The sequence below is a fragment of the Nonomuraea rhizosphaerae genome, from assembly GCF_019396405.1.
Taxonomy (GTDB): domain Bacteria; phylum Actinomycetota; class Actinomycetes; order Streptosporangiales; family Streptosporangiaceae; genus Nonomuraea; species Nonomuraea rhizosphaerae.
Window position 1 is genome coordinate 1 of record NZ_JAHKRL010000509.1, and the last position, 11,143, is coordinate 11,143.

The 11,143-nt window shown below is 70.8% G+C and carries 10 protein-coding genes; 5 read left to right on the top strand and 5 right to left on the bottom strand.

Translation table 11 applies throughout. From position 1 onward, the window contains the following. A partial coding sequence (locus KME77_RS26530; protein ID WP_219471670.1) for an ROK family protein occupies positions 1-1,062 on the top strand: 1,062 nt, incomplete at its 5' end. Here the strand turns inward: KME77_RS26530 and KME77_RS26535 are convergent. Further along, on the bottom strand, positions 1,040-1,795 hold the full coding sequence (locus KME77_RS26535; RefSeq protein WP_219471671.1) for a helical backbone metal receptor: 756 nt from the start codon (positions 1,793-1,795) through the stop codon (positions 1,040-1,042). The genes KME77_RS26530 and KME77_RS26535 overlap by 23 nt on opposite strands. A 143-nt stretch (positions 1,796-1,938) precedes the next feature. On the opposite strand from KME77_RS26535, the gene KME77_RS26540 reads away from it, so the two are divergent. After that, positions 1,939-2,739 carry an SAM-dependent methyltransferase gene (locus KME77_RS26540; protein ID WP_219471672.1) on the top strand — a complete coding sequence of 267 codons (801 nt, stop codon included), beginning with the start codon at positions 1,939-1,941 and terminating at the stop codon, positions 2,737-2,739. Here the strand turns inward: KME77_RS26540 and tpx are convergent, their stop codons facing one another. Further along, positions 2,740-3,240, bottom strand: coding sequence for a thiol peroxidase (gene tpx, locus KME77_RS26545; protein ID WP_219471673.1), 501 nt, complete (start codon positions 3,238-3,240; stop codon positions 2,740-2,742). A 97-nt stretch (positions 3,241-3,337) separates the two neighbouring features. Here tpx and KME77_RS26550 point away from each other — a divergent pair, with 97 nt between their 5' ends. Next, positions 3,338-3,649, top strand: a complete 312-nt coding sequence (locus KME77_RS26550; protein WP_219471674.1) for an alpha-amylase inhibitor — start codon at positions 3,338-3,340, stop codon at positions 3,647-3,649. A 2-nt stretch (positions 3,650-3,651) separates the two neighbouring features. On the opposite strand, the gene icmF is transcribed toward KME77_RS26550, so the two are convergent. After that, positions 3,652-6,849, bottom strand: a complete 3,198-nt coding sequence (gene icmF, locus KME77_RS26555) for a fused isobutyryl-CoA mutase/GTPase IcmF (RefSeq protein ID WP_219471675.1) — start codon at positions 6,847-6,849, stop codon at positions 3,652-3,654. A gap of 93 nt (positions 6,850-6,942) precedes the next feature. Between icmF and KME77_RS26560 the strand changes: the two genes are divergently transcribed. After that, positions 6,943-7,995: a glucose 1-dehydrogenase gene (locus tag KME77_RS26560; protein ID WP_219471676.1), complete on the top strand. Its 1,053-nt coding sequence runs from the start codon at positions 6,943-6,945 to the stop codon at positions 7,993-7,995. Between the two features lie 87 nt (positions 7,996-8,082). On the opposite strand, the gene KME77_RS29595 is transcribed toward KME77_RS26560, so the two are convergent. Continuing rightward, complete coding sequence (locus tag KME77_RS29595) at positions 8,083-9,291, bottom strand: CHAP domain-containing protein (protein WP_308250916.1); 1,209 nt, start codon at positions 9,289-9,291, stop codon at positions 8,083-8,085. Between the two features lie 160 nt (positions 9,292-9,451). After that, a complete protein-coding gene (locus KME77_RS26570) occupies positions 9,452-10,222 on the bottom strand; it encodes a PP2C family protein-serine/threonine phosphatase (protein ID WP_219471677.1) in 771 nt (256 codons plus the stop codon). A gap of 76 nt (positions 10,223-10,298) precedes the next feature. On the opposite strand from KME77_RS26570, the gene KME77_RS26575 reads away from it, so the two are divergent. Then, a partial coding sequence (locus KME77_RS26575; RefSeq protein ID WP_246610790.1) for an HsdM family class I SAM-dependent methyltransferase occupies positions 10,299-11,143 on the top strand: 845 nt, incomplete at its 3' end.

The window sequence follows — 11,143 nt, forward strand, 5'->3', positions numbered from 1 at the left end:
GCCCGCGAGCCCGGCGCCGGCGTCTCCGGGGGCGGCCGGCCGCCCTCGGTGCTCGACGTGGACGCCGCCGGCCACCTGGTGCTGGTGGCCGACCTGGGCGCCGGGCACGCCCGGGTGGCGCTGACCGACCTGGCGGCCCGGCCGCTGGCCGAGGAGCACGCGGAGATGCGCATCGACCGCGGCCCGGACGCCGTCCTGTCGTGGGTGCGGGAGGCGTTCCAGCGCCTGCTGGAACGGACGGGACGGCCGGCCGGGCAGGTGTGCGGCATCGGCGTGGACCTGCCGGGCTCGGTCGAGCACACCTCGGGCCGGCTGCTGCGCTCGTTCCTGATGCCCGGCTGGGACGAGCACCCGATCGGGGAGGCGCTGCGGGGGACGTTCGACGTGCCGGTCCTGGTGGAGAACGACGCCAACGCCATGGCGCTGGGCGAGTGGTGGTCGTCCTGGCGGGAGAGCCGCTCACTGATCCTGATCAAGGTGTCCACCGGCATCGGCACCGGCATCGTGCTCGACGGCCGGATCTACCGCGGCGTCGAGGAGGCCGCCGGGAACATCGGCCACGTGCGGCTGCGCGAGAGCGACGACCGGGTCTGCACGTGCGGCTCGCGCGGCTGCGTCGCCTCGCTGGCCAGCGGCCACGCCCTGGCCACCGGCCTGGGCCGGCAGAGCAGCAGGGAGGTCGTACGCCTGGTGCAGGCGGGCGACCCGGCGGCCATCGCCGTCACCCAGGAGGCCGGCCGCACGGTCGGCATCCTGCTGGCCACCGCGGTCAGCCTGCTCAACCCGGCCGTCCTGGTGCTGGCCGGGGACATGGCCGAGACCAGGGAGCACTACCTGACGGGCATCAGGGAGAGCGTCTACCGGCGCAGCCTGCCGTACACGACCCGCAACCTGGAGATCGTGACCAGCTCGCTGGGCGACCGCGCGGGCATCGTGGGGACGGCGGTGCTGGTCATGGAGCACTTCCTGTCGCCGGCGGAGGTGGACGCGGCGCTCAGCCGCCGTCCCGCCGCGCTCGGCCGCCGTCCGAAGGCGGGCGTCAGGACCGGCTCAGGGCGGTGAGGAGGCGCTCGCGGGCGGCCACGAGCGACGGGCCGTACCAGGTCAGGTCGCGGCCGCTGACCAGCGCGCAGCGCAGCCCGGGGAAGGACTCGGGGCCGTCGCCGGGCGCGAACGCGTACGGCTCGTCGGGCAGGACAACGAGGTCGGGGGCACTGCGCACCAGCTCGTCCAGGGGGACGCGGGGGTAGCGCTCGGCGTGGCCGGCGTACAGGTTGGCCACCCCGAGGCGCCTGAGCACGTCGCCGGTGAAGGTGTCGCGGCCGACCACCATCCACGGCCGCCGCCAGATGGGGATGATCGCGCTGCGGCTGACCTCCGCCGGCTCGGCCCACACCTGCCGCGCCTGCTCCAGCCATCGCGGCGGCTCCACGCGCAGGGCCTCGCGGAACATCCGCTCCAGCGAGCCGAACGCCTCGTCGACCGTCTCGATCCGGGTGACCCAGACCGGGATCCCGTCCTGGCGCAGCGCCTCGATGTCCGGCGCGCGGTTCTCCTCGGCGTTGGCGAGCACGAGGTCGGGCCGCAGCCGCCGGATGGCGTCCAGGTCGGGGTTCTTGGTGCCGCGCACCCGGGTCACGTCGAGATCGGCCGGGTGCGAGCACCAGTCCGTCGCCCCGACCAGCAGCTCGGGAACGGTCGCCGCGACCGACTCGGTCAGCGACGGGACCAGCGAGACGACCCGCCGGACGTTTTCCGCCCCCCGCGTCGGGGCAGCCGTGTCATCAAAACTCATCTTCACCTCTTGGATCGGTACACCTCGGCGAAGGGAATAAACACCAAGTAACGCCCACTCTGGGGGAACATCTCCCCAAGCGAGGTCGGATATCCGTAGAATCCAAAGTAAAGATCTTTAACTATTGATCGGGGGATCACTGGTTGGAGCGCGAATCGCTGGGCTTCGACCCCAACACGCCCAACGTGGCCCGGCTGTACGACTACTACCTCGGCGGGAAGGACCACTTCCCCGCCGATCGGGCGGCCGCTGAGCGCATCCTGCGCGTGGCTCCCGAAGTGCGCCTCGCCGCCCGCGCCAACAGGGCCTTCCTCGGTCGCGCCGTACGCTTCCTCGCCGGTGAGGGCATCATCCAGTTCCTCGACATCGGCACGGGCTTACCCACCCGGAACAACGTGCACGAAGTGGCCAGGTCGGTCGCGCCCGACTCGCGGGTGGTCTACGTCGACCACGACCCGGTCGTGCTGGTCCACGCCCGAGCCCTGCTCGCGGGCACCGGCGTCGCCGTCGTGGAGGGCGACCTGCGCCAGCCCCACGACATCCTGAAGGACCCCGTCGTGATGGCGACGCTCGACCTCACCCGGCCGGTCGCCGTCCTGCTGGTGGCGATCATGCACTACGTCAGCGACGCCGAGGACCCGGCGCGCATCCTGGCCGCCATCCGCGAGCACCTGCCCGCCGGCAGCCACCTCGTCCTGTCGCACGGCACCAGCGACGCCCGCGCCGCCGCCGTGCGCAGGGGCGTGGAGGTCTACCGCACCGCCAACTCCCCGCTCACGCTGCGCGGCCGGGAGGAGATCGAGGAGCTGTTCGAGGGGTTCGAGCTGGTCGAGCCGGGCCTGACCTGGCTGCCGGAGTGGCGTCCCGATCAGGCCGACACGATCGACTTCGCCAACGGCCCCGAGACGTCGCTCATCCTGGGCGGGGTCGGCAGGAAGAACTGATCACTTGAGGGCGTTCAGCGCGCCCTCGTAGTCGGGCTCCTGGCTGATCTCGGGCACCAGCTCGGAGTAGACCACGGTGTTGTCGCCGTCGAGCACGATCACCGCGCGCGCGGCCAGCCCGGCCAGCGGCCCGCTCTCCTGCGCCACGCCGTAGTCGCGCAGGAACTCGCGCCCGCGCATGAGCGAGAGCATCGTCACGTTCTCGATGCCCTCCGCGCCGCAGAACCGCTTCTGCGCGAACGGCAGGTCGGCCGAGACGCACAGCACCGCGACGCCGGGGTGCTCAGCGGCCACCTCGTTGAAGCGGCGCACCGAGGCGGCGCAGGTGCCGGTGTCCACGCTGGGGAAGATGTTGAGAACCTTGGTCGCGTCGCCGAACCCGGCCAGGGTGGTGTCGCTCAGGTCGCCGGCCACCAGCTGGAACGCCGGGGCCTTGTCACCGGGCCCGGGGAACGTTCCGCCGACGGTGATCGGGTTGCCCCTCAATTTCACATCTGACATGAGGGAAATCATATCGACGCAACCTCAACGGATCCTCAACACACCCCGGCCTACCTTCCTTCCATCGGACAGCACCCGAACAGGGAGGAACACGACAATGACCATCACCATCCGCAAGTCGCTCGCCGCTCTGACCATCCTCGGCGCCGCGTCTCTCGGCCTCGTGGCCGCCGCCCCCGCCCAGGCCAGCGCACTGGGCAACGTCCCGTCGTGCGTCAGCCTCTGGCAGAAGTCAGGCAAGATCACCAAGACCGGTTACGCCTACAACGGCTGCGGCGTCCGGATGAACATGAAGATCGTCTGGGCGCACGGCAGCGACGGCCGGTGCTGGTCCGTGGCACCGAGGGAGACCATCTCCAGCACGGTCAGCAGGGGCCCGCGCACGTTCGACGGCGCCAAGTACTGCTGAGGTCAGACGTTGCGCCGGTATTGTCCTCCGGCCTCGAACAGGGCGTCCGTGATCTGACCGAGCGAGCAGACGCGGGCCGCCTCCATCAGCACCTCGAACGCGTTGCCGTCGGACATGGCGACCTCGCGCAACCGGGCCAGCGCCGCGGGGGCCTCGGCCCGGTTGCGCTCGTGGAAGGCGCGCAGGCGGTCGAGCTGGGAACGCTTCTCCTCCTCCGTGCCCCGGGCGAGCTCCAGCTTCTTGTGCTGGGGCTCGTCCTGGCGCGGGTTGCGGAAGGTGTTGACGCCGACGATCGGCAGCGAGCCGTCGTGCTTGCGCGACTCGTACAGCATGGACTCGTCCTGGATCCTGCCGCGCTGGTAGCCGGTCTCCATCGCGCCCAGGACGCCGCCGCGGTCGGAGAGCCGCTCGAACTCGCGCAGCACCGCCTCCTCCACCAGGTCGGTGAGCTCGTCGATGATGAACGAGCCCTGCAGCGGGTTCTCGTTGCGGGCCAGGCCCCACTCGCGGTTGATGATGAGCTGGATCGCCATCGCCCTGCGCACCGAGTCGGCCGACGGGGTGGTCACGGCCTCGTCGAAGGCGTTGGTGTGCAGGCTGTTGCAGTTGTCGTAGATGGCGATCAGGGCTTGCAGGGTGGTGCGGATGTCGTTGAAGTCCATCTCCTGGGCGTGCAGCGAGCGTCCCGAGGTCTGGATGTGGTACTTCAGCTTCTGCGAGCGCTCCCCCGCGCCGTACCTCTCCCGCATCGCGACCGCCCAGACGCGGCGGGCCACCCGGCCGAGCACGCTGTACTCGGGGTCCATGCCGTTGGAGAAGAAGAACGACAGGTTCGGCGCGAAGTCGTCGACCTTCATGCCGCGGGCGAGGTACGCCTCCACGTACGTGAAGCCGTTGGCCAGCGTGAACGCGAGCTGGCTGATCGGGTTCGCCCCGGCCTCGGCGATGTGGTAGCCGGAGATCGACACCGAGTAGAAGTTGCGCACGCTGTTGCGGATGAACCACTCCTGGATGTCGGCCATCATCCGCAGCGAGAACTCGGTGGAGAAGATGCAGGTGTTCTGGCCCTGGTCCTCCTTGAGGATGTCGGCCTGGACCGTGCCCCTGACGGTGGCGAGGGTCCGCGCGCGCAGCTCCCGCTCCTCCTGCTCGCCGGGCGCCCGGCCGTTCTCGGCCGCGAAGCGCTCGACGGCCTGGTCGATGGCGGAGTTGAGGAAGAACGCGAGGATCGTCGGGGCGGGGCCGTTGATCGTCATCGACACGGACGTGCTGGGCGCCGCCAGGTCGAAGCCGTCGTAGAGCACCTTCATGTCGTCGAGCGTCGCGATGGACACCCCCGAGGTCCCGACTTTTCCGTAAATATCGGGACGTAGGTCGGGGTCGTTGCCGTAGAGCGTCACCGAGTCGAACGCGGTGGACAGCCGGGTCGCCGGCTGGCCCTCCGACAGCAGCTTGAAGCGCCTGTTCGTGCGGAACGGGTCGCCCTCGCCGGCGAACATCCTGGTCGGGTCCTCGTCGTCCCGCTTGAACGCGAACACGCCCGCGGTGAAGGGGAACCTGCCGGGCAGGTTCTCACTCCGCAGGAACCTGAGCAGGTCGCCGTCGTCGCTGTAGCGGGGCAGGGCCACGCGGGGGATGCGGTTGCCCGAGAGGGTCTCGCGCCACAGGGGCGTGTGGATCTCGCGGTCGCGCACCTTCACGACCAGTTCGTCCGCCGTGTACTGCTCCTTGGTCGCCGCCCAGCCGCCGAGCAGGGCGCGGGTCTCGTCGGTCAGCTCGGCCTCGGCCTTCGAGGTGAGGCCGGCCAGCCGGTCGTCCTCCAGGAGCGCCTGGACGGCGGTGAGCTGCTGGCGGCGGCGGGCCACCTCCGCCTGGGCGAGCGTCTCGGCGTGGTAGCCGCGCACCGTCTCGGCGATCTCGGCCAGGTAGCGGACGCGGGCCGGGGGGACGATCGCGGCGGCGGCCTCGGACGTACGCCCGCGCACCGGGGCCAGCAGCCCCGGGCCGCCGCGCAGGCCCTTGTCCACCAGCAGGCCCTTCAGGTGGTGGTAGAGCGCGGTGACCCCGGCGTCGTTGTAGCGGGCCGCGATGGTGCCGAACACCGGCATGTCGTCGGGCGCCGCCCCGAAGGCCGCGCGGTTGCGGACGAGCTGGCGGCGCACGTCGCGCAGGGCGTCCTCCGCGCCGCGCCGCTCGTACTTGTTGATCACGACGGCCTCGGCGAAGTCGAGCATGTCGATCTTCTCCAGCTGGGACGCCGCGCCGAACTCCGGGGTCATGACGTAGATCGGCACGTCCACGTGCGGCACGATCCCGGCGTCGCCCTGCCCGATGCCGGGCGTCTCCACGATGACCAGGTCGTAGCCGGCGGCCCGGCAGGCGGTGATCACGTCGTCGAGGCAGGCGGGGACCTCGTTGGCGGCGCCCCTGGTGGCCAGGGAGCGGAAGTAGGTCTGCGGGCCCAGGCTGTTCATGCGGATGCGGTCGCCGAGCAGCGCGCCGCCGCCGCGCCTGCGCGTCGGGTCGATCGCGATCAGGGCGATGCGCAGCTTGTCGTCGTTGTCCACGCGCAGGCGGCGGACCAGCTCGTCGGTGAGCGAGGACTTGCCGGAGCCGCCCGTACCGGTGATGCCGAGCACCGGCGCGGTCCGGCCGGCGGCGCGCAGCCCGTCCATCAGCCCCTCCGGCGCCCGCCCCGACTCGATCAGCGTGATCGCCCTGGCCAGGGCGGCCTGGTCGCCCGAGCCGACGGCCTCGACCGAGGGCGGGTCGTCGAACTGGACGTCGCACTCCTCGATCAGCTTGTTGATCATGCCGGGCAGGCCGTAGCGCTGGCCGTCCTCCGGCGAGAAGATGCGGCTGACGCCGCGCGAGTGGAGCAGGTCGATCTCGTCCTGGACGATGACGCCGCCGCCTCCGCCGTACACCTTGATGTGCCCGGCGCCGCGCTCGCGCAGCAGGTCCACCAGGTAGGTGAAGAACTCCACGTGACCGCCCTGGTAGGAGCTGATGGCCACGCCCTGGACGTCCTCCTGGACGGCGGCGGTGACGATCTCGTCGACAGACCGGTTGTGCCCGAGATGGATGACCTCGGCCCCCTGCGTCTGGAGGATGCGTCGCATGATGTTGATCGCCGCGTCGTGTCCGTCGAACAACGCGGCGGCGGTCACGAAACGCACGGGGTTCACCGGTACGTGCACGCCTGATCACTCCTTTGTGAGGGGCCTCGCTCACTGAAGATACTAGGACGTCCTACTAAATCCCAAGGTTTTGCGGCGGGTAGAAATTCCGGCATGCGAGCACTGACGTGGCGTCCGGGACATCGCGGGTCCCTTGCGGTGGAAGAGTTTCCCGACCCCTCCCCGAAACCGGACGAACTACTGGTCCAGGGACTGGCGCTGGGCGTCTGCGGAACCGACCGGGAGCTGACCGCGGCCGACCTCGGCTGGCCGTCGGAGCGGCGGCTCGTCCTCGGGCACGAGTCGCTCGGCCGGGTGCTCGAAACGCCGCCCGGCTGCGGCTTCTCCCCCGGTGACCTCATCGTCGGCGTGGTGCGCCGGCCGGACCCGGTGCCGTGCCCCGCCTGCGCCCGGGGCGAGTCCGACATGTGCCGCAACGGGCTCTACACCGAACGGGGCATCAAGGCGCTCGACGGGTTCGGCAGCGAGCTGTGGACCATCGAGGCCGCGTACGCGGTGCCGCTGGACGCCCGCCTGGCGACGGTCGGCATGCTGCTCGAACCCACCTCCATCGTCGCCAAGGCCTGGCAGCAGATCGAGCGTGTCGGCGCCCGCGCCTGGTCGGAGCCGCGCACGGTGCTGGTCACCGGCGCCGGGCCGATCGGGCTGCTGGCCGCCCTGCTCGGGCGGCAGCGCGGGCTCGACGTGCACGTGCTCGACCGGGCGCCGGACGGGGTCAAGCCCGCGCTGGTGTCCGGCCTCGGCGGCACCTACCACAGCGGCTCGACGCTGGAGGCCGTCGGGGACCTGCGGCCGGACGTCATCATCGAGGCCACCGGGGCGGTACGGCTCGTCCTGGAGGCGATGACCCGCACGGCCGCCGCCGGGATCGTCTGCCTGGCCGGGGTGTCCGCGGAGGGGATCACGATCCCGGCCGACATGGGGCTGGTCAACCGCTCGCTGGTGCTGACCAACACCGTCGTCTTCGGCTCGGTGAACTCCAGCCTGCCGCACTACCGCGACGCGGCGGCCGCCCTGGCGCGGGCGGACCGGGGGTGGCTGGAGCGGCTGATCACCCGGCGGGTGCCGTTGGAGCGGGCGTTCGACGCGTTCGAGCCGCGCGAGGACGACGTCAAGGTGGTCATCGACCTGAACGACCCGCTGTAGCCGGCCTGGGCCCGAACCGCCCACCGGACCGCACCGCCGCCCTGGGCGCGAGCCGTCCATCGGCCCCGCTCGGGCGGGCGGTAAGGGTCAGGACGGCTCGTACGGTCTGCGGCGGTTGGTTGGGTGATGAGCGGGTTCGGAGGCGCCTGCGCCGACCTGAGCGGGCTCGGGGAGACGGGCACCGGGTTGAGGCGGCTCGTGGAAGCGGACACCGCTCTGAGCGGGTTCGCGGACGCGGGTGCCGTTCGCGGCCGGTTCACGGAGACGGGTGCCGCTCTGAGCGGGTTCGCGGACGCGGGCTCCGGTCAGCGCGGGCGGGGCGCCGACGTGCATCGGCTCCAGGGGCGCGTCCATCCGGCTGGAGCTGCGTGTCTCCTTCGCGCGGGCGGCGGCCTTCGCCTTGGCCTTCGCGGCCGCCTTCGCCTTGGCGGCGGCGGCCGTCTTCGCGGCGGCCGTCTTGGCCGCGGCCGTCGTCCTGGCGGGCGGCTTGGCGGCGGTCCTGGCGGGGGCCTTCGCCGTCGCGGCGGTCCTGGCGGACTTCGCGCTGGTGGAGGCCTTGGTCTGGGCAGGCTTGCGAGCGGTCGGCCGCTTCTCGGTGGCGGCGTCCTTGTCCGGCGCGCTCCACGGCAGGGTGAACGGCAAGGCGAAGCGGCGATGCGTGCCACGCCGACGACCGGCGAGCCGGAAGGAGACCGCGACGGTGGTCAGCACCATCACCAGGAGCAGCGCGAGCGGCGAGCCCAGCGCGTCCATCGGCGAGTGCTCCGTCACCGGTAAGGGCTGGCGGGCGAGCGGCTGCTCGGTGGCGCGGATCTCGTTCAGGTCGGCCTTGGCCTTCACGACGCGCGGCAGGCCGTACCCGACGACCTTGTCCGTGTCGCGGGTCTTGCGCTTGAGCCAGACGCGGTCGACGTTCGCCTCGATCGTGTGGATCTTCTTGCCCTGGACCGACTCGACGATGCCGACGTGGTCGATGCCCTTGTAGCTCTTGCCGCCCTTCCAGTCGTAGAAGACGAGGGCTCCGGGCTCGGGCTGCCGGCTCCAGGCGCCCTGCTTGATGAACCAGGCCGCGTGCGAGGGGGTCCAGGCGAACTGCCCGACGTACTCCGCGATCCCGGCCTTGTCGGCGGCCCAGGCGATGAACATGTCGCACCACGGCGCATCCCGGTACTGGGGGTCCTTGACGCGTTCCGCGTACCACTGTCCGAATTTGGTGAGCTGGCTACCCTTCTCGCGATAGCCGAGTTCGCCACGAACCTCTTTCAGCAGAGTCTCCGCGAGCGGGTCCAGGGCCACTCCTCCCAGAAAAACCGACAAATCACAGTGGACTGTAATAGCGGCATCGCAGATTCGGGCCTAACAACCGGAAAGTGTCTCCTTATGAGGCGAAATTTCGGTTCTGTGACTGGTGAGACTCCTGAGGTTCCGTACTAGACTTCTCTGCGATATGGCCAGGTCAGGAGCCCGCCCCCACCCGATAGACCTGAGTGTCGCCGGCGCCCGGCGTCACCACATCCGCGATGATCACGGTCACGTTGTCCGGGGAGCCGCCCTCGTTCGCCATGTCGATCAGCCGCTGAACCGCCGCCGCCGGGTCTGCCACCGTGGTCAGCACCTCGTGCAGGGCCTCGGGCCCGAGCACCGTGGTCAGCCCGTCGGAGCAGAGGAGATAACGATCGTCCGGCTCGGCCTCGCGCAGCGCCATGTCGGGCTCCGCCCGGCCCTCGCTGCCCAGCACGCGCAGCACCATCGACCGGCGCGGGTGCACGGCGGCTTGATCTTCTGTTATCCGGCCTTCGTCCACCATCGACTGCACAAGTGTGTGATCCTTGGTCATCTGATAAAGCGCGCCGTCGCGCAGCAGGTATCCCCGGGAGTCACCGAGATGGGCAAGGGCGAACCGGTAGCCGTCCCAGAGCATGGCGGTCACCGTGGTCCCCATCCCTCTGCGCGCGGGGTCGATGTCGGCCAGCTCGACGAGCCTGCGGGCCGCCTCGTGGACGGCCCCCTCCAGGGAGGCCTCCAGATCCGAGCCCGACTCGGGAAGCGTCGCATCCAGCTCACGCATGACCGCGATGGCCGCCGAGCTCGCCAGCTCACCGGCCGCGTGTCCGCCCATCCCGTCGGCCACCACGAGCAAGCGGCCACTGGCGTAGCCGGAATCCTCGTTCTGCTCCCTGCGGCGGCCCACGTCTGATCCGGCGGCATAGCGGATGTTGTGCTTCATACCCAGCAGTAAATCATTGGTTGAAAGACTTCACAAGCAGATGCGTGGAAGACTCTTGTGAACTACTGTGGGTTTCATGACCCACGACCCGACCGTGAATGCCGGGGACATCGCCCGGCTCGCCGGTGTCGGGCGTGCCGCGGTGAGCAACTGGCGCCGCCGCCACGACGACTTCCCTCTGCCCACCGGCGGCACCGCCAACCAGCCTCTGTTCTCGCTACGCCAGGTCGAGGCGTGGTTGCGGCGCTACGGGAAGTCCTACCAGGTCTCCCTGGGAGATCGGGTGTGGCAGCGCCTCAAGGCCGCGGGCGATTTGCGCCTGGGCCGGCTGGTGGCCCAGGCGGGGACGCTCCTGTCCACCGGCCGGAGCGACCTGGAGCCCGAGCTTGCCGGGCTGGTGTCGGAGCTGGCCGGGCAGCACGACCCGCTCACAGCGTACGAGTTCCTTTGTGAGCGCTATCTTGAGGCCCACTCACGGCAGCTCTCGGTCACCCGCGACGAGGTGGCCGAGCTGATGGTGCGGCTCGTCCACAGGGACGGCGGGGCGCTGCTCGACCCCGCCTGCGGGGTGGGCACCCTGCTGCTGGCCACGCTCCCGCTGGGCGGCGTGACGAAGGTGCTGGGGCAGGACCTCAGCGAGACCTCCGCCGCCATCGCCGCCGCGCGCCTGCGGCTGCGCGGGGCCGAGGCGGAGGTCGTGCCGGGCGACTCCATCCGCCATGACGGCTTCCCCGAGACGAAGGCCGACGCGGTCGTCTGCGATCCCCCGTTCAACGAGCGCGCCTGGGGATACGAGGAGCTGACCGGCGACCCGCGCTGGGAGTACGGCCTGCCGCCGCGCGGCGAGCCCGAGCTGGCGTGGGTGCAGCACTGCCTCACCCACGTCAAGCCGGGCGGCCTGGTGGCCGTGCTGATGCCGCC

Excerpts from the sequence above, each read along its gene's own strand:
- KME77_RS26535 (WP_219471671.1), bottom strand. The coding sequence starts at position 1,795 with ATGAGTTTTGATGACACGGCTGCCCCGACGCGGGGGGCGGAAAACGTC.
- KME77_RS26550 (WP_219471674.1), top strand. The coding sequence starts at position 3,338 with ATGACCATCACCATCCGCAAGTCGCTCGCCGCTCTGACCATCCTCGGC.
- KME77_RS26560 (WP_219471676.1), top strand. The coding sequence starts at position 6,943 with ATGCGAGCACTGACGTGGCGTCCGGGACATCGCGGGTCCCTTGCGGTG.
- tpx (WP_219471673.1), bottom strand. The coding sequence starts at position 3,240 with ATGTCAGATGTGAAATTGAGGGGCAACCCGATCACCGTCGGCGGAACG.
- KME77_RS26570 (WP_219471677.1), bottom strand. The coding sequence starts at position 10,222 with ATGAAGCACAACATCCGCTATGCCGCCGGATCAGACGTGGGCCGCCGC.